General features: G+C 61.8%; 9 protein-coding genes, 1 tRNA gene and 1 riboswitch. Of the genes, 5 read left to right on the top strand and 5 right to left on the bottom strand.

The features are described 5' to 3' along the window. Positions 1-169 precede the first annotated feature (169 nt). Positions 170-3967 carry a chemotaxis protein CheB gene (locus KP004_RS18020; protein ID WP_216799793.1) on the bottom strand — a complete coding sequence of 1266 codons (3798 nt, stop codon included), beginning with the start codon at positions 3965-3967 and terminating at the stop codon, positions 170-172. Between the two features lie 665 nt (positions 3968-4632). Between KP004_RS18020 and KP004_RS18015 the strand changes: the two genes are divergently transcribed. Then, complete coding sequence (locus KP004_RS18015) at positions 4633-6057, top strand: cytochrome-c peroxidase (RefSeq protein WP_216799792.1); 1425 nt, start codon at positions 4633-4635, stop codon at positions 6055-6057. Positions 6058-6152: 95 nt separating this feature from the next. On the opposite strand, the gene KP004_RS18010 is transcribed toward KP004_RS18015, so the two are convergent. Then, positions 6153-9131, bottom strand: coding sequence for an IPT/TIG domain-containing protein (locus KP004_RS18010; RefSeq protein WP_216799791.1), 2979 nt, complete (start codon positions 9129-9131; stop codon positions 6153-6155). A gap of 149 nt (positions 9132-9280) precedes the next feature. Next, positions 9281-9357, bottom strand: a riboswitch (cyclic di-GMP riboswitch). A 544-nt stretch (positions 9358-9901) separates the two neighbouring features. Between KP004_RS18010 and KP004_RS18005 the strand changes: the two genes are divergently transcribed. Further along, the gene (locus tag KP004_RS18005; protein WP_216799790.1) at positions 9902-12019 is read left to right on the top strand and encodes a hybrid sensor histidine kinase/response regulator; all 2118 of its coding nucleotides are present in this window, start codon (positions 9902-9904) and stop codon (positions 12017-12019) included. A 508-nt stretch (positions 12020-12527) separates the two neighbouring features. Here KP004_RS18005 and KP004_RS18000 read toward each other — a convergent pair. Further along, on the bottom strand, positions 12528-12878 hold the full coding sequence (locus KP004_RS18000; protein ID WP_216799789.1) for a hypothetical protein: 351 nt from the start codon (positions 12876-12878) through the stop codon (positions 12528-12530). Positions 12879-13234: 356 nt separating this feature from the next. Here KP004_RS18000 and KP004_RS17995 point away from each other — a divergent pair, with 356 nt between their 5' ends. The 3 genes from KP004_RS17995 (at position 13235) to KP004_RS17985 (ending at position 15867) form a co-directional block, all read left to right on the top strand. Beyond that, the gene (locus KP004_RS17995) at positions 13235-14179 is read left to right on the top strand and encodes a DUF2157 domain-containing protein (protein WP_216799788.1); all 945 of its coding nucleotides are present in this window, start codon (positions 13235-13237) and stop codon (positions 14177-14179) included. Continuing rightward, positions 14176-15381, top strand: a complete 1206-nt coding sequence (locus tag KP004_RS17990) for a hypothetical protein (protein WP_216799787.1) — start codon at positions 14176-14178, stop codon at positions 15379-15381. Before KP004_RS17995 ends, KP004_RS17990 begins: the two co-directional genes overlap by 4 nt. Before the next feature lie 186 nt (positions 15382-15567). After that, a complete protein-coding gene (locus KP004_RS17985) occupies positions 15568-15867 on the top strand; it encodes a hypothetical protein (RefSeq protein WP_216799786.1) in 300 nt (99 codons plus the stop codon). A gap of 336 nt (positions 15868-16203) precedes the next feature. Here the strand turns inward: KP004_RS17985 and KP004_RS17980 are convergent. Further along, a tRNA-Pro gene (locus KP004_RS17980) sits at positions 16204-16280 on the bottom strand. Positions 16281-16424: 144 nt separating this feature from the next. After that, positions 16425-19040 (bottom strand): DUF7933 domain-containing protein, encoded by a 2616-nt coding sequence (locus KP004_RS17975; protein WP_216799785.1) that lies wholly within the window; start codon positions 19038-19040, stop codon positions 16425-16427. Between the last annotated feature and the right edge of the window lie 35 nt (positions 19041-19075).

The raw sequence follows: 19075 nt of genomic DNA, 5'->3' as shown, positions 1-19075 counted from the left end.
TCTGGGCTTCTGCAGGCGGGCAGGATGGTAGCACGTTTTCCTGCGGATAGAAGTCGGGAGAACGCCTGTGTCGAAAAAAGCCCTTGGCGGATGCCAAGGGCTTTTTTTCATGGTACGGCGGGAAGGGCGTTGCCGAAGCTGCATAGCGCAAGCCGCTGCTGCGGTCTGCTCATGCACCGGCCGATTCGGATTCAGACTCAGTGCTGTACTGTTCCAGTACTTCTCTCAACGCCTTGAAGTCCACCGGCTTGGTGATCACCTGGGTCACCCCGCCCGCCAGGAAGCGCTCCTGGGCTTCACCCATGACGTGAGCGGTAAGGGCGAAGACCGGTATCTCGCGGTTGGGGTTGTTCTGCGGTAGTTGCCGGATAGCCTGCGTGGCGGTGAGCCCGTCGACATCGGGCATGGAAATGTCCATCAGGATGACGTCGAATTCTTCCTCGGCCACCCGCGAAAGGGCCTGGCGCCCGTTGGCCACCACCGTGGGATGGTGCCCCGATCGTTTCAGCATCTGGGTCAAAAGCTCGCGGCTTACCGCGTCATCCTCCGCCAGCAGGATTTTGAGGGCGTTGTCGCGCGCCGGGGGGGCGTCGGTGCCTTGTTGCTCCGTTGCCTCGCCATTGGCGCTCGCGGCAATCCGGCACACCACCGTGAAGTGGAATACCGCCCCGCGCTCAGGCTTGCTGGCCAGCCAGATGGTCCCCCCCATCAGTTCCACCAGCTGCTTGCAGATGGCGAGCCCGAGGCCGGTGCCGCCGAACTTGCGGGTGATGGAATCGTCCGCCTGGGTGAAAGGTTCGAACAGGTGCTGCGCCATCGATGGCTCCAGTCCGATGCCGGTGTCGGCGATGATGAAGTGAAGCCGTAATTGCCCCGCGCCTGCCGGCGAGGTCTCCACCTGCAGTGAGATGCCCCCCTGTTCGGTGAACTTGATGGCGTTGGACAAAAGGTTGGAGAGCACCTGCTTCAGTCGCAGCGGGTCCCCGATCAGTCCCAGCTGCAGTGCGTCCAGCGGCGTGCAGTCGAGCTTCAGTCCCTTGGCCAAGAGTCGCGGCGTGTGCACGCGCAGCGTCTCGTCCATCACCTCGCTCAGCATGAAGCGCTCGTTGTTGATGCCGATCTTGCCCGCCTCGATCTTGGAGAAATCGAGAATGTCGTCGATGATGGCCAAGAGGTTGCCGGTCGCCTGCTGCATGGTTTTCAGAAAATCGTGCTGCTCCGCTGTGAGGGAGGTCATCTCGAGCAGTTGCACCACGCCCAGGATGCCGTTGATGGGGGTCCGGATCTCGTGACTCATGTTGGCGAGGAAGAGGCTCTTGGCCACGTTGGCCTTGTCCGCCGCCTCTTTGGCCAGGCGCAGCTCCTGGGTGCGCTCGTCCACCTTGCGCTCCAGTTCGCGGTTCGATACGTGGGCCGCCTGCTCTGCGCGCTTCAGGGCGGTGATGTCGGTGAAGGTGAGCACCACCCCGTCCACCGACCCCGACTCGGTCCGGAACGGGAAGATCCGGTTCAGGAACCACAGCCCGTCGCTGGTGCAGTCTTCCTTTTCCATGTGCCGGCCGGTCCTGAGCACGGTCTTCGCGTCTTCCAACATCGACTGCAGATCGGTGAGATGGTAGGCGATGTGGTCGATGGGGCGGCCGACGTCCTGCGGCAGCAGCTTGAAGATCCGCTCCAGGGACGAGTTGTACTTGCGGATGCGCAGGTTCTGGTCCAGGAACACCAGCCCGACCTCCAGGCTGGAGAGCAGGTTGTCGTGGTCCCGGTTGAGCTGCAGCAACTCCTTGTTCTTCAACTCGAATTCCGAGTTCACCGTGTACAGTTCCTCGTTGACCGAGTGCAGTTCCTCGTTGGTGCTCTGCAACTCCTCGTTGCTGGCCAGCAGCTCCTCGTTGGTCGCCTGGAGCTCTTCGTTCGAGGTCTGCAGCTCCTCGATGGTGGTGCTGAGGCTCTCCTTGACTGCCTGCAGTTCCCCTTCCAGTTCCAGCATGCGTTGCTTCACGTGTTCGGACGCCAGTTCCGCGGTGCCGCTTGCCGGATCCTCTTCCTGCATCGGTTCCGGCGCTATGCGCGAAGGGGTGAAAGAGATGAAAAAGTGGGTGACCTGTGCCTTCCGGTCCGGCAGGGGGCGCACCAGCAAATCGAAGCGCTTCCTCGCGTCCCCGACCTGCATCACGATCTTTTTCATGATGATGTCGGTCTTGGCCTGCTCCGCCCTATGGAAAGCGGTACTCAAAGGGATTCTCAGTGCGTCGTCGACCAGGCTGAGGATGTCGTTCTCGTAGCGCCCGGTCGGGAGCTTGAGGAAGGAGGAGGCATCCCCGAAGTGATGCAGGATCTGGCGCTTTTCATTGACCAAAACGCCGCACGGCATGTACTGGCCCAGCAGGAGATCGTAGTCGATGAGCAGTTGGCGGTCCATGCTGACCGAGGCGCGTTCGATGCGCTGCAGGGCGGGCAGGGATGACCGCGCTGGGACGTTGCTGATGCCGAGGTCGGTGGCAAATCTGAGGTCGCTGGTCTTGCGGAAAAGCTTGGATGGACTGTCCACGGTCTCCAGACCCGGGGAGCGTTTGCCGATTCCCTCGCTGCTGCCGAGGAACAGGAACCCTTTGTTGCGCAGCGAGAAGCTGAACAGCGCCAGCACTTTTTCCTGGGCGGCGGGATCGAGGTAAATGAGCAGGTTCCTGCAGCAGATCAGATCCATCCTGGTGAAGGGAGGATCGCAGATCAGGTTGTGGGTGGCAAAGACGATCATCTTGCGCAGGGCGGGACTCATGAAGTAGTGGTTCCCCTCCTGGTGGCAGAAGTGGAGCAGGCGCTCCTTGGACATGTTTCTCATGCGCTGCGCCTCGAACTTGCCCTGCGAGGCGGTCTCGATCGATTTCCTGTGTGCGTCGGTGGCGAAGATGGTGATCTTGCCGGTGAACCCCAGCTCGCGCGCCTTCTCCGTAAAGAGGATGGCGAGCGTGTAGGCCTCTTCGCCGGTGGCGCATCCCGCCGACCAGATCCTCACCTCGTCGTGATCCTTACGCCCCCGCAGTATCTCCGGTATGACGATATCCTCCAGCACCTTGAACGCCTTGGGATCGCGGAAGAATTCGGTGACGCCGATGAGCAGGTCGCGATACAGGGCGTCCAGTTCCTCGGGGTCCCGGGCCAGGAGGGCCGCATAGGCGGTCGATTCCCCCAGGTGGCAGAACTCCATCCTCCTCTGGATGCGGCGCGTTATGGTGGGCGGTTTGTACTTGGAGAAGTCGATGTTGTACTGGCTTCTCAAAAGCGCGAAGATCTGCTGGTACTCGCCGTGGTACTGGTCGTCGGCCAGGTAGCCGTACAACGCCTGGCGCCGCTCCTCGGGCGGGGTGCGGGCGTAGCGCACGATGGCTGCCGGCATTTCCTCGGGATCGAGCATCAAGTCGCAAAAACCGGTGGCGATGGCGCTGCGGGGCATGCCGTCGAACTGCGCCGAGTCCACCGTCTGCACCAGCACGAGGCCGCCGACATCGTGGATGTCGCGAACGCCGCGCGAGCCGTCGGTGCCGGTGCCGGAGAGGATCACGGCAATGGCCTGCGGTCCCGCATCTTCGGCGAGCGAGCGCAGGAAGACGTCGATGGGAAGCTCGGAGTGCTGCGACGGCAGAAGCTCGGTGAGGTAGAGCTTGCCCTTGGAGACTGTCATGTGGGTTTTGGAGGGTATCAGGTAGATGGAGTTGCTGCGCAGGGTAATGCCGTTGGTGACGCGGTGGATGGACATCTTGGTGTGGCGGGCCAGCAGATCGTCCATCAGGCTCTTGAAGTCGGGAGAGAGATGTTGGATTACTACGAAAGCCATGCCGCTGTTGGGCGGCATCGTATCAAAGAATTTTTCCAGGGCCGCGAGGCCGCCGGCCGATGCCCCGAGGCCGACCACGAAAGAAGGCTTTGCCTTGCCGGCGGCGGACCTGCTGTTGGTTGATTTTTTCATGGCCATACCCTCCACTACTGAAAATCAAGCAAAAGTCCTAAAAGGGACCATTGAGATTCTGAAGGACCAAGTAGCTGAAAGCCCATGATCAAGGTTGTAGTCCTTGAGATTTTCTCCTTCTGTAATAGTTAAAGAAGACTGTTTATGTCTTATTAGATCGCCGACGAAATGAAATGTCAACGGCAAGTTGGTCAGAAAAAGCGCAGGGGATTTTCCACGTTTTCCCAACGCCGGGAGGCATCGCTGACGGAACAGAGGCGGGATCGGGCAGTGATGCTGTAGGGCGCAGTCGCGGCCGGGTCCGGCACGTGTATCGAGAAGGCGACAGATTGTACGGTAAAAGGTGTGACTTGGTGTGCTAAGTGGGTCATCGTGTTTACCAGCGCATTGCGTACTAATGCGATTGCAATATTTGCCCGCAATGGTTGTACGAATATGCGACAAGTGCCCCTTTGTCTTAGGGTGCCATTGTCCCGCGCCCAGTGTGCCTTTGGCGTGTGATCCAGCTGCTGCCGCTGGAGATTTTTTGCACCTTCTGTCACTTTGATTGTCTCCAAGGGACTGTTTTCATGGTTTTTTTTGCCGCCCATTCGCTGGCATGGCACCTGCATTATGCCCGTCGATGACAACCGTGAATCCAAACCAGGTACCACTGGAGGTAAAGCATGAAAGCAAGACATCTCCTCGCCGTCCTTCCCTTACTGTGGTCTGTATCGCCGTCTGCCGCAATCGAACTCTCCCCAATGGAAAGCCTGGGGAAAGCCCTCTTCTTCGATCCTTCCCTCTCCAACCCTCCGGGCCAGTCCTGTGCGTCCTGTCATGATCCCGCGACCGGTTGGACGTCCCCCGATGCGGGTGCCAACGCCGGTGGCGGGGTGTTGCACGGGGTGATCCACACCAGGTTCGGCAACCGCAAGCCGCCTACCGTGGCGTACGCAGGCTACACCCCTTTGATGCACCGCGCCGGGGATATGGCCGGCATGGGCAACGGTACCGGGATGGGTAACGGCGGCATGGGGCCGGGCAGCGGTATGGGCAGCGGCGGCATGGGGCCTGGCAGTGGCATGGGACCGGGCACGGGTATGGGCAACATGACCCCGGACACCCTCGTCGGTGGGCTCTTCTGGGATGGGCGCGCCTCCGGGTGGAGCCTTGGCGATCCGCTCGCGGAGCAGGCAAGAGGCCCCTTCCTCAACCCGTTGGAGCAGGCCAATCCCAATGCCAAGCACGTCTGCTTGAGCGTGATGCGCACCGGGACGGCCGTCGACTTCGAGAAAGTGTGGGGGCCGGGGTCGGTCGACTGTATGAAGGACGTGGACGGCACCTACGAGCGCATCGCGCGCTCCATCGCCGCGTATGAACGCTCCGGCGAAGTCACGGCGTTCACCTCCAAGTTCGATACCTTCTGGAATAACAGTGTCGGCAAGATGCCGCCGGTCCCGATGATCAACATGATGAACTGGACGAGGTTCAAGGGGCGTGGGTTGGACGACATGGAGCTGAAGGGGCTGATGATCTTCAACACCAAGGGGAAATGTTCCACCTGTCATATGCTGCAGCCGATGAACGGGAGCCCGGCCCCGCTCTTCACCGACTTCAGGTACCATAACCTCGGCATCCCCAAGAACCCGCTCAACCCCTTCTACGACATGCCGCGCCAATGGAACCCCAAGGGTAACCAATGGGTTGACCAGGGGCTCGGGGAGTTTCTGGCCAAAACGCAGGGGATGACTTCCGGGGATGGCGCGGACCGTGATTACCGGAGCCTCGCCGCCGCCAACACCGGCAGGCACAGAACTCCGACCCTGCGCAACGTGGACAAGCGCTCCTCCCCCGACTTTGTGAAGGCTTACGGCCACAATGCCTACTTCAAGAGCCTGCAGGAGATCGTCCACTTCTACAACCTGCGCGACGTGCTCCCACTGTGCGATTCACCGAATCCCCCCGTGGACGCGATGGGTGGCGCGACCTGCTTCCCGGCCGCGGAAGTGGCAGATAACGTCAACCGTACCGATCTCGGCAACCTCGGCCTCACGCCGCAGGAAGGGATGGCTCTCATCCAGTTCATGAAGACGCTCACGGATCTTTGAGGGCGCCTGAGGTGACGCGGAAAGAAAAGAGCCCCCGGCTGATGCCGGGGGTCTTTTTGGTGCTGCAGATGGGGCGCAGCAGCCCCGTTGCCGCGCTAGGGCAACACGGTGAAGCTGGCGCTGGACGTGCCGGTTCCGCCCGCGGTGGTGACCGAGATCCTGCCGGTCTTGGCCCCGGTCGGGACCGTCACCACGACGGTTCCGGCCGACCGGACGGTGAACGGCGCGCTCACCCCGCCGATCCGCGCCGACGTGATGCCCCCCAGGTTGCTGCCGGTCACGGTGATGGCAGTTCCTACTTTGCCGGAGCTGGGCGAGAAGCTCTTGATGCGCGGAGCGACGTTCTTCGAGGAGACCGAGAAGCTGGAGCTGCTGGTCGCACTGCCGGCGGCAGTGGTGACGGTGATCCTGCCGCTGGTCGCACCGGCTGGGACGCCGGTGACCAGGGTGGTCCCGGAGATCACCGTGAAGGGGGCACTGACGCCGTTGAACTTGACGCTGGTGGCGCCGGTGAAGTTGGTGCCGGTGACGGTGACCGCGGTCCCGACGCCGCCGTAGCCCGGGGTGAAACCGGAGATGGCCGGGGTGCTCGGGGTGCTCGTTACGCTGAAGGACGTCGTGCTGGTTGCGGTGCCGTTGGCCGTGGTGACGCTGATGGGGCCGGTGGTGGCACCTTGCGGCACGATGGCGCTCAGCTGGGTCGCGGAAATCTCGCTGAAGCTCGCTCCGACGCCGTTGAACCTGACCTGGCTCACCCCGACCAGGTTGGCGCCGTTGAGGGTAACGACGGTCCCGGCGGGACCGGTGGCGGGGGTGAAGCCGCTGATGGCGGGGGCGGGGTAGACCACGGTAAGAACTGCGACGGTGCTGGTGGCCGAACCGGCGTTGTTGCTCACCACGGCGTAGTACGAACCGGCAGTGGCGGAACTGGCCGACGGTATGGAAAGGACGGGCGTGGTCGCACCGGCGATGGCGGTCCCGCTTTTGAACCACTGGTAGCTGAGGGGCGCACTGCCGGATGCCGCGACGGTGAAGCTCGCTGCCGAGCCTGCGTTTACCGTGATGCTGGCCGGGTTCTGGGTGATGACCGGGGCGCCCGGGGCGATGGTGACGGTACCGGTGCCGAGGTTGGAGTTCTTGGCGCCGTCGTAGGCTGCGAAGGTGAAGGTATCGGTGCCGGTGAAGCCGTCTCCCGGGAAGTATGTGGCGACGCCGTTGGCAAGGCCGACGGTACCGTTGGCCGGCTGGCTCACGATGCGCAGCACGGCGTTGGTCCCGGTCACCGGGATGGTCATGGAAACGGGAATTCCTGCCACCCCGGACCCGGTCACGTTGCCGACCGTGGGGGCGGTGGCGCTGTTGAACGAGGAGTTGGAGGGACCCTGGTGGCAGGTGTAGCAACCTATGGTGGCGCCGCGGAAAAAGGACTGGCTGCCGAAGTCGCCCAGACTCATGGTCCGGTTCGCCTGCATCCTGGAGAGGACGGTGCCCCGGTAGTCGGCGCCGTGGCAAGCCTTGCACGAGGCAACCCCAACCGTGCTGATCATGTCATGGTGTCCGCTCACCCAGCTCTGGCCGACCGGGTGCATGCCGTGCGGTCCGCCGTTGGCGGTGGTGGGCGTCGTGGCGTGGCAGGCGGTGCACTCGACGGTGGTGCCGGCGTGCCCCTGGAGCTGGACGTTCCTGATGTTGTCGTTGCGCTGTGAGGTGGGGAACTCGGCATGGGTGGAGCCGTGGCAGGCCGAGCATTGCAGGCCGCCGTGGCCGACCGAGAAGCGGTACAGCGACAGCCCGGGCGCCGGGGTGTCGGCGCTGGTGGCGAAGGTCTGGTCGGCGGGAACGCGGGGCAGGCCGGTGCTGTCCAAGGCGCTGGTATAGCGGATCTGCCCGCTGTTCTTGACGGCGGTGCCGGTATGACAGCTCTGGCAGTTGGGTTCCATGAACCAGCCGACCCTCGAGCTCGAGCCGACCTGGGACATGCTGCCGTGGCAGCTCTGGCACTGCATGGCCATGGAGCCGTCGGCGGCGATGGAGCTCCCCATGGCGCCGCGCAGGCAACGCGTGGCCGAGCCGGGGTGACAGCGGTAACAGGCGTTACGGTTGGTGGCGTCGTTCAAGGTGACGTTGAGGACCGGGTCCTGCACGGAGGCGTGCAGGGTGTGCATGGAAGAGGTGAGCGGCGGCACGGAGCCGTTGGCGCTGCTGAAGCTGGCGGTCCCCAGTGCCTCGGAGGCATGGCAGGCCGCACATAGGATCGGTCTGCCGGCGCTTACGGTAGCGTAGAGTCCGCTTGCGTTGAGCCCCTTGGCGGCGAGCGCATCCTTGTAGAGTGCGCCGTTTTGGGCGAACTGGTGCTCGTCGTGCAGCCGGATGATGTTCAGGCGGTAGTCGCGGTCCTTGCTGGCGGCGAAGACCCAGCCGCCGGCAGGTTGGGCTGCCGCCATGGTGCCGGAACTGTGGCAGGCGCTGCAATCCATCTCGTCGGATACCGGAAGCACGATGTCGCTCTTGGCGATCACCGTGTTGCCGGCGTCGCGCGCCACCAGGCGCATGAGCGGGTAGGAGTTCTTGTTCCCCTTGTCGTCGATCGGCGTCAGGGGGATCCCCTCGGCGCGGAACCAGTTGACCGGGGTCGAGACCCCGGCGGCCGGGGCGTTGTAGGTTTCGAACTTCATCTGCTGCGGGACGTTGGCAAGGCCGGGCATGTTCCACCCCACCAGGCCGTTGTCGGCGCTGGCCGAGGTCGGCAGCCCGTACAGGGCGTTGGCGAACTGTCCCCAGTTCCCCTTGCCGATCGAGGTGGAGTTGATGGAGCCGTCGGGGTCGGCGACGGCCTCGTAGCTCACCGTGTAGCCCGAGCCGCTCTGCACCAGCTTGCCGCCCACGAGGAGTTGTGCCTCGATGGTGTTGTAGGGGGGGAGGATGGAAAAGACGGAGTAATCGCTGTCCATGCAGTGCATGCCCAGGTTGTTCCAGCCGAGGATGGCGGCGCTGGCCCCGAAGGCCTGCGACATGAGCCCGGAAAGGGCGAGGCAACAGAGTACGACGATGAGTACCAGGCGGGTTTGTTTCATGAAACCTCCTTCTTGCGAAAAGCTTGGTTGTCCTTCCCGGCGGCGGGCGCCTCCGGGACTCCTTTGGATGAGCGGGGACATCCCGCTTACCGTGAACAACTCCGGGTGTGCGCACAAAAAAACCGGGTTGCTTCGATATCGTGAGATATTTCGGCAACCCGGCTGTCTCGGTGAGACCCTGTAGGCTTTCCGCCCCACCCTCGCGGGTGGTTTAGTATTATCGTCTATCTGATTGTATGGTGCTGCGATAGAGGCTGACTAAGCTTCTGTGACTTGTTAAGCTCCCGAGCCTTTTCCGGCTCTCATAGAGGGTGCGTTTACTGAGTCAGGATAAAAAGTGACGAAAACGTAGCATGTTGCAGCAGACCAGTAAACAATTTTTTTATGCAGATTTGTCTATATATGATTATAAATTTCCCAACGGAATGTTGCTAAATCGCAACCCATTTTCGAACCTATTGCTATCACAAGTGCTTCTGCCGGTCGCAGAGACCGTCCCCTACGCCAAAGAAGACGTCTACAGGTGAAGACGGCCAGGCGAGGGGAGCCGTTCCTGCGGGAAGTCAGCACTACAGCCCTTATTATCCTGCCTGGAGGATTAGGCGTGGCGGTTTTTATGGTATTAGTTACTATGCAACTATGACTTTACAGAAAGCAGCTGTTACAGTAACTTCTGAACCAGATATAAGGTGATTTGCGCTACTGAGTTTGAGAATCATGTCAGTCTCATGCTGTGACACAGGGCAGAGGCTGATTCTGCGGGGGTGACAGTGGACGCGTACCTCGAAAAGATCTGGGTCTATGTCACCAGGGGGCAGGATGTCTCCGTCGAGGTGCGCCTATTCCGGCTCATCACCCTCACCATGGCACTGCTGTGCATCTTCATCGTCTTTCCCACCAACATCATCCAGGACCTTTCGCCGTATCTGAACGCAACCATATTCGCCTACGGACTCCTCTCAGCCTTTTTTTTCGTTCACTCATGTCGTGGCACCCATTGCGTCACGGCCTTTTACCTGGTTACGCTGGTAGTCTTGAACATCGCCTGGTTCATGAACGCCGGCTCCCAGGGGAGCATCGCCTATTACTTCCTGGCTGCGGTCCTCTACCCCTTGATCTTCTTCAGGGGGGCAAAGTGGTCTCTCCTGTTCTTCCTGCTATTGGCGGACAACTGTATTCTGCTGCTGGTCGAGCACTTCGTGCCACGGCTGATCACCCCTTTCCATACCGTCAACGACCGGCTCATCGACCTTAGCAGCGGGTTCGTCATAAGCGCCATCACCTGCGCCCTTGTGTTCTGGATGGTGATGACCACGTTGGAGCGGGAACTGGAGGAGCGCAGACGGGCCGAGGCATCCCTCGTCGAAGGGGAGCGCACCCTGCGGACCCTTATGGATACCATGCCCGCTGCGGTCTGGTGGTTCACCCCGGACGGCAGGGTCCAGTACCTGAACAACTGCTTCCGGGAGACCTTCGGCTACGAAATGGGCGACATTCCCACCCTGCAGCAGTGGTTCGAGCGGGCCTATCCCGACACGGAGTACCGTCGCACCTATACCCGGGGGAGAAGCGAAGCGCTGGCTGAAGCGCAGGAGAGGGGGACGCCGGTGCCGCTGCGCGAAGCGAAGATTACCTGCAAGGACGGCAGGCTGCGCCACGTCATCATCAAGACCCAGTTGGTCCTCGGGCGCACCGTGGAGATCATGACCGACATCACCGAACGGGAGCAGATCCACGACCAGATGCTGAAAATACAGAAGCTGGAGTCGCTGGGAGTCCTGGCCGGCGGGATCGCTCACGATTTCAACAACATACTCACCTCGATCGTAGGCAACATCACCATTGCAGAGTTGCTTGTCGATCCTGAGCAGAAGGCGTTCGTGTGCCTAAACCAGGCAGAGAAGGCGTGTCGGCGCGCAGCCGAGCTGTCCAAGCAGTTGCTGACCTTCGCCAAAAAAGGGGACCCGGTCAAATCGCCGGTCCAGGTGGCGCACTTGCTGGAAGAATCACTTTCGCTGTCGCTACGGGGATCACAGGTGACGGCGCAGTTGGAAATCGCACCCGACCTGCAGCTCACCGAGGCCGACGAGGGGCAGCTGAGCCAGGTGTTCAACAACATCATCATAAATGCGGCGCAGGCCATGCCCGACGGCGGGAGTCTCACCGTGGCAGCGGAAAATGTCATCCTCGCCACCGGGAATGATTGCAGCTTGCCCGCGGGAGAGTATCTGAGGATCAGCTTTACCGATGAAGGCACAGGTATCGACGAGAATGCCATGAAGTACATCTTCGATCCCTACTTCACCACCAAAGTGGGGGGGACCGGGCTCGGGCTCGCATCGAGCCATTCCATCATCACCCGGCACGGCGGCAGCATTTCGGTCGCATCGCCCCCTGGTGCCGGCGCGACCTTCACCATCCACCTCCAGGCCTGCAGCGGGACCGTCGTCCAGCCACCTGTCGCGGAAGAAGTGCCTCTTCACCACCCCGGTGCCTCCATCCTGGTAATGGATGACGAGGAGATGATCCTGGAATACATCGGGAATGTGCTGCGGGAGTACGGCTACGCGGTCGATACATGTTCCAACGGAGAGGAGGCTGTCCAGCGGTACCGCGGTGCGGTCGTGCAAGGGGCTCCGTATGCGGCGGTCATCCTCGACCTCACCATCCGCGGGGGGATCGGCGGGAAAGTCGCGGCAGAGCAGTTGCTAGCCATAGACAAGCAGGCGCGGCTGGTGGTTTCCAGCGGCTATTCCAACGACCTGACCATGGCCGAGTGGCAGCAGCACGGCTTCTGCGCATATCTCTCCAAACCGTACGTTGCGGCTGACTTGCTGAAGGTTGTGGGCAGGGTCGTGTCGACCCCACCTAGCACCGAAAGCAGGTAGAAAGCCTTCACTCCCTTTACTTTGAATGCGTTGCACCAGCCCTGTCACATCGCCTCGAAGTAAACTGCCGCATTTGATACCGTGAAACGTCGGCGATCACCGCTCACATGTGTCATCTCCCTTCCGGGAGATGACATCTCGCAAAAGAGTTGTGAGATCTGAAGGAAACCGGCGGCGCGCACGCGTATTCAGAGACGAGAGGGGGCGAACGAGAGGGGATGAGCATTGGGGGGGGGGCATAAGTACATACGATACCAGCTTCCCCTCCGCCTCATGCGCTCAGTGACTGGTCAGTTTCCAGGCTCCATGGTAGGGGATTCCAAATTGAAAAACGTTAATTGGGTATGATATGCTGCCGGCCGAATAGACCTTGCTGTAGAAGGTCGGAAGTTATCATAAACAGGATCAAGGTTTGAAAAAGTGCTCAACATGCGAATCGACCTGACCCCCTGCGGTCGCACGTCATCCGCCACATCATTGGCATCACCCGGACACCAGGCCATTACGCTCACGCATCAATCGGTTTGTTAATTTCGTAGCCGTTGTCGCGGAAGGACTGTTTGAGTGAGGAAAGCTGCTCTTCGGTCATTGTTGCCAGGATTTCGTGCATGCTGGCCTTCGTCACGCCCGACGCACATATCGCCTCTTTGATCCGGTCTTGCAGCGATTGGGGAAGCGCTGACCCGGCAACGATGCGCCCGATATCGCCGGAATCGCAGAGCAGGCGTTGCCGCGCCTCGCAGTTTCTAGTGATGAAAAAGTTGCTGCCATCCTTGTACACGAGAAAGTTGTTGCTGCCACAGCCGCCTACTATCAGTGCTAAGACAGTAATGACAATACCCGAAACTGACAAGCGCATGGTTTACCTCCATGTCGAACTGTACGTCTGTGGTTGCATGTAACCGACTGTACGTCGGTTACACACCTTGTCAACGGTCTGGCTCATTGCACCATGGAGAAGCTAGGTCTCCCTTTGGATATGGGAAATTAGTGACGCCCCAACCAACTGGTTTCGACGCCGTCAGCCCAAGAATATCGGCTTGCGGGTCAACCGGGCGCCCCGTTGGACGCCGTATGGCTTTTAGGCAACTCGCTTCAGGTGACGGTGCGCAACCATCACCTTGGGGGACGGAGTGGAAGGGAGAACCGTCGCCGAGGAGATTTTCAGACAACTGCGGCAGGCATGCGGGTTGGGACATAACGAAGGGAGGCAAGGTGCAAGAGGCGCTGAATGATCTTGAGAATAGCGAAATCCTGAGCCGGGAGCAGGCGGCACTGCTGCGCCGGATCTACGGTCGCGAGCTGTTTTCGGTGCACTGGGAACTGCGGCTGCTCCTCTATGGCGGCATTTTAATTCTGACTACCGGACTCGGCCTGCTTGTCGCCAAACATTTTGCCTCCATCGGCCACCTGACCCTGCTCGCGGCCATTGTCCTGGGGGGCTTGGCCTGTTTTGCCTACTGCCTGCGCAACGGCGGCGGCTTCTCTCCGGAAAGGCTCGCGGCGCCCGACGCGGCCTACGACTACGTCCTCCTACTCGGCTGTCTCCTCCTCGGCACGCTACAGGGCTACCTGGAACTCCGCTACCAACTCCTCGCCCAAAACTGGAACTGGTGGCTGCTGGTCTCCGCCCTGACCTATCTCCTCTGCGCCCACTACTTTGACAACCGCCTGGTCCTCTCGCTGGCCCTCTCCACCCTCGGCGCCTGGCTCGGCGTCAAGACGAGCCTGCTCGGCGCGAGGCCCTGGGATGGTGGCCTGCGCGACAACGCCCTCTTCTTCGGGGTTCTGGTGGTGGGGGCGGGGGTGATACAGGCCCGACTCGGCTGGAAACGCCACTTCCTCCCAGTCCACCTGCACCTCGGTGTCAACGTACTCCTCGCGGTCCTGGTCGCCGGGGTCGGCCCCAGCACCGCAGGCGCGACCTATCTTGCCGGTCTGCTGCTGGCCTGCAGCTGCAGCGCCCTCTACGCCCTGCGGGACCGCAGCTTCGCCTTCCTCCTGTACTCGGTCCTTTATGGCTATCTCGGCATAACCACCTTCGTGTTCAATCGCGGTCACTGGAGCAGCGAAGGGATCATACTCTACTTCCTGGTCAGCGCGGCGTCGCTGCTGACGGCCCTGGTGGCCGTGCATCGCCGCTTTAGGAGTGCCGAATGATAGCCCTGTATGAGAAAGGCGATCGCCGGGTGGCGGTGGTGGAGGAGGCGCGGCGCTGGCAGGAGGCCGGGATCATTACCGCGGAGCAGGCCGCTAGGGTGGCGGAGCGCTACCGGCCGGAACTGGTGCGGGTGAACGTCTTCATCCGCATCCTCCTCGCCTTGTTCACCACGGTCGGAGTGGCGGCTCTGGTGGCGCTGCCGGCTGTTATTTTCGATGTCAGGGAAGCCGGCTTCACTCTGTTGTGCCTGCTCTTCGCCCCGCTCGGTGCCTGGGTCGCCGATAAGAAGCTTATTGCCGGCCGCCGCCTCTACCGCTGCGGCGCCGAGGAGGCACTGCTGCTGCAGGCGGTCGGCATGCTCGCCCTGGCAGTTGCCATCCCGGCTCACGACTGGGGGCACAGCGCGGAACGTCTGGCGTGGCTGACTGCTCACGTCATTGTTCTGGCCGGAGCGGTTGTGCTGACGGTTCGTTACGGCTATGCCCTGGCGGCGTTCGGGGCGATGCTCGCCCTTGCCGCTCTTCCCTTCCATCTCGCGGATATTCTCCACTGGCAGCAGCCGCCACTGTCCCGGTTCGTCCTTTTGCTGCTGCTCGGTGCAGCGGCAATCTGGGCGCAGCTGCGGCTCGCCAGCCGAACGAGCCTGCCCCGGGGATACGTCTGGTCTTTGGAAACGGTTCGCCTCGCAGCCTGGGCGGGGATCTACCTGGACGTGAACCTTTTTGCCCACCGCCTCCTCTGGCGGGAATGGCTTGGCTGGATTCCGGGAGAATGGCAGCTGCCGTGGAGCGATCCCCTCTGCGCCCTGCTGACCGCCATCCTGCCGGTTGCTGCCCTGGCGATGGGAATCGGCCGCCGCGACCGGGCTCTTCTCTGGTTCGGCGTCGTCTCCGCCATCCTCTCGATCATCACCCTCAAGTACTACATACATTTCGGGTATCTTGCCGAGGAGTTGACGGCTGCGGGACTGTTGTTGGCGGCTCTCGCCTTCAGCCTGCTGCGCTGGCTACGCGCCGGTTCGAAACGCTGCCGGGGCGCCTTTACCGCCGAACCACTCCTTGAACCGCGCCTCTACGGTCTCAATGCCGAGGCGTTGGCGGCGATCCAGCCCCTTACCCCGGCGGTCAGGGTGCCAGAGGCCAGGGGATTTCAACCGGGCGGTGGTACCTTCGGGGGAGGCGGCGCATCCGGCGGGTATTAGTCATCCGCAGAATTCGGGACCACCTCCGATACATCTAATTCTTGACATGTCCTGCGCAGTAGAGGTATTCAATGCAGACTTTCTCATGGAGTGCGGGGGGATGTTTTGCACAAATATATTTTTCTGATCGGTTGTTTCATGTTTCTTGCTACCGGGTGCTCGATATTCAGGTCGGAAACACAAACCTTGAATATCACGTGCAATGAAAAGGGCACGGTTCTCAGGGTTAACGGGAATAGGTACAATTGCCCCGCCACTCTCGACGTATTGCGTAACAAGACCGTCCAGGTCGAGGCGGAGAAGAAAGGGTTCGAAGCCTACACAAGGTTGATCGATCACCATCTCAATGCCACGGGTAAACTGGACGTTGTAGGCGCTGCAGTGTTCATCGTGCCGGCTATCGGTATAATGGGTGCCGGTGCCTGGGATCTGGACCAGACGGAACTTCATGTTCAACTTTTCCCGGAGCACGATGTGCAGAGGTAAACTGGAGCTGTCGTTGCAGTGTAAATGCGGCAGACGGAATGTCTTCCCGGCATGAGGGCAGTGCTCTGTTGTGAGGGCTGCCGGTGCCATCGTAAAAAGCCCTCGGCGAATGCCGAGGGCTTTTTTTAGTTTCCCGTCTGGTGGAAGCCTTAGCGGGACCGGGGTGAGGCGCTAGGGGATCTGGGGCAGGCTTGCGAAGGCGGGATTGCACGGCCGGGAGAGGGGAGGCAGGCGAAACTGTCCAACAAGTGCAAGGAGAATCCTTCGCGGACCGGAGAAGGACCGGAGCGGCAACGAAAAAGGCCCTTGGATTTCTCCAAGGGCCTTTTCAATAAATGGTCGGAATGAGAGGATTCGAACCTCCGACCCCCTGCTCCCGAAGCAGGTGCGCTACCAGGCTGCGCTACATTCCGGCTTTGAAACTCTGACGGGTCAATCAGGAGGAGAGATATATCAGCATTCATCGTCGATTGTCAAGCAATAAGAAACGTATTTCTGCAATTATTCGCTTTCCGCTATCCTTGGCCCCGCCAATTGCTTGAAATGACACGCCACAGCTACTTCACCTTCACCTTGTAATCGAGCCTGAAATTGCCACCGGACCGGATGTTGCCGGTCATGGGAATGCGCCAGTTGGTGATGTTGCCGTCGTAGCCGGCCGGTGCTCCGCCGCCGCCGGATGCCGGAACATAGCTCCAGGTGGAACCCTTGTCGCTCGAGTACTGCGGTGCGCCCAGAGAAAGACCGGAGGGGGGAGCGCTATCGGTGAAGGCGAACGGGGCGCCCCCACCGAGGTAGAGGGAGGAGTAGGGGCCCATGTCATCGGTGAGGACAACGTTGCTGCCCGCCCCTCCGCCGCTGTTTATCACTTCGACCGTGTAAAGGATGTCCTGTCCCGGATCGGCGCTGGCTCGGCTGGCTGACTTGAGTATCGAGATGAGCGGCATGGCGCCCACGGTGACGTTCGCGCTCGCGCTGGTGCCGGAAAGCCCGGTCGGGCCGGTGGCGAGCGGGGCTGCGGTGGTGTTGGTCAAAAGCCCATAACTGGAACTGGTGACGTTGAAGGTGACCTGGCAACTGGCGCCGGGGGCGATGGAGGAGGCGGTGAAGCGTACCTCGCCATCTCCGGCGGCTGACGCGGCACCCGAGCTTTTGGTGACGCCGCCGCAGCCGGCAGGGGAGAAGCTGATTCTGGTATCGCGTAGCACCATTCCGGCGGGGAAGGTGTCGGTCACGCTGACGCCGGTCAGGGAGGCGACGTTGGCGGCGGGGTTGGCGAGAATCAGGGACAGGGTCACCGGTGCCCCTGCAGCGACCGTGGCGGCGCCGAAAGATTTCGATGCCGTGGGGGGGGCGAAGACGTTGAGGGTTGCGCTGGTGCTGCTGGTGTCGAGACCGCCCCCCAGTCCGCTGAATTTGGAGGCATCGTTCAGATACGAGGCGGCGCTGTCGCCACGCACCGTCGCGCTGAAGCTGCAGCTGGAACTTCCTGCGATCATGGCGCCGGAGGTGAGCGACACGCTCGACGCGCTGTACGATGTGGTGCCGCTGCAGCCGGTGCCGGAAACGGCGCCGACACTGGTGACGGTAATTCCGGCGGGGAAGGTGTCGGTGAAGGCGAGACCGCTCTGGGCCGGTTTGGTGGTCGGCTCGTTGACGATGCTGAAGTTGAGGGTGCTGCTTGCGCCGGTGGCTATGTTGCCGCTGCCGTAGTTCTTGGCGAGGGTCGGGCGCGGGGTGTTGGTAAAGGTGCAGGTCAGGTCGTCGCCTGCTACTGGCGTCAACGAGTAGCTTGCGGTGAAGAGCTGGTTGGGAAGGGCGGCCGCTGGGGTGGCGCCACTGCCGGTGTAGGCATTGCTGCAGGTAAGACTCCCCGCGTACCTGGTGGCGGCAGTGCTCCCCGCGGCTTTCGTGTCGTTGAGGGTGAGCGCGACGCCGGGTGAAGAGTTGAAGACGGTGCTGGCGGTTGCTTGCGTTCCCGTGGTGGTGACGGCAGTGGTTCCCGTGAGGGTGCCGCCGCCGCTTGCGCTGACGGTGAATTGATCGCCTGCATTGATCCTGGCCTCCACGTTCTTCACCAGGGTCACCCGGGGGCGCTTCGTGTTGGTCACCGTGCAGGCCCCGGCGGCGTTGGTGGTGTTAAGGGTGGCGCTCAGGCTGCGGGCCGACGGGGTAGTCGCGAAAGTCGGGACGCCCGTCACCGGGGCGCAGGTGATGGCTGCGGTGTTGTCCCAGTCTCCCCCCGCCGCGGTCTCGCTGATGGTCAGGGTCTGGTCCGTCGCGAGCGCGTTGATGAAGACGCGGGCGGTTTCGTTGTCCTTCAGGGTGAAGCTGACCGTGTTGGTGGCGGCGGCGATGGTCGATGGCGTATAGGTGCCGCCGGAGGCCGAGGTCGCGGTCAGGGTGGCGCCGGTGAGGACGACCACCTTGGATCCCGCCGGGCCGGTGGCGGTGAAGGTGAAGGGGGTGGTGCTGCCGCCCGGCATTGTCTTCTTGGTAACGTCGACAAAGGCGCCGGTGAAGACGGCGACGTTGCCTGCGACGGTGGCAATCCCGGCGTTGCACTTGGAAGGGGCGCCGTTACTGACGTCGGCGGGGCCGGTGCAGACCTGGCCGGGATTTTGCCAGTAGGTGACGACGTAGGGGACCTGGAGGGAACCCGAGCTGTCGCCGGAACAGATGACCTTGATTTCGTCGACGGTGGTGGTGAAGTTGGCCCCTCCCTTGAAATCGCCGCATCCGTCGCCGTCCAGGTTTAGCCAGGGGCTCGGGGTGGTCGGAAAGGTGGCCACGGAGCAGATGTTGCCGGGGGTCGTGTCGCGAGGGTCGTTCCCTTGCTGGCCTACGAAGAAGCCGACGTCGTAGCGGTCGGTGTTGGTGCCGGACAGCCCGAGTTCGACCTTGAACTTGAAGGAACTCCCGGCGATGCAGAAGGGAGGGGTGCCCGCCTGCGCGGTGAATACGGGGGAAATGGTGAACTCACCGGCGGTGCAGTTGGTGCCGCCTGTGCGGTAACCGATGCAGGTCTGGTCTTGCCAGGCGCTGGTGGTAAGGGCGAGGGCGGCGGAAGGGACGGCTGCCAGGGCAAGCAGCGCTGTCGCCGCCGTCAGGTGCCGGGACCAACGGGAGCCCGTGCCGGTAAATGATTTAGCTAGGTTGTTGCCATTGTGCATCTGCTTCTCCTGAGGCCGGCGCTGAAACTGCATCC

Origin of the sequence: Geomonas oryzisoli (assembly GCF_018986915.1) — a bacterium.
GTDB lineage: Bacteria > Desulfobacterota > Desulfuromonadia > Geobacterales > Geobacteraceae > Geomonas > Geomonas oryzisoli.
Note: the sequence above shows the minus strand (reverse complement) of the source record. Positions and strands in the feature narration are given on the sequence as shown.

What these genes read in the sequence shown, in the direction of transcription:
- KP004_RS18020 (WP_216799793.1), bottom strand. Translation starts at nt 3,967, where the DNA reads ATGAAAAAATCAACCAACAGCAGGTCCGCCGCCGGCAAGGCAAAGCCT.
- KP004_RS18015 (WP_216799792.1), top strand. Translation starts at nt 4,633, where the DNA reads ATGAAAGCAAGACATCTCCTCGCCGTCCTTCCCTTACTGTGGTCTGTA.
- KP004_RS18010 (WP_216799791.1), bottom strand. Translation starts at nt 9,131, where the DNA reads ATGAAACAAACCCGCCTGGTACTCATCGTCGTACTCTGTTGCCTCGCC.
- KP004_RS18000 (WP_216799789.1), bottom strand. Translation starts at nt 12,878, where the DNA reads ATGCGCTTGTCAGTTTCGGGTATTGTCATTACTGTCTTAGCACTGATA.
- KP004_RS17990 (WP_216799787.1), top strand. Translation starts at nt 14,176, where the DNA reads ATGATAGCCCTGTATGAGAAAGGCGATCGCCGGGTGGCGGTGGTGGAG.
- KP004_RS17975 (WP_216799785.1), bottom strand. Translation starts at nt 19,040, where the DNA reads ATGCACAATGGCAACAACCTAGCTAAATCATTTACCGGCACGGGCTCC.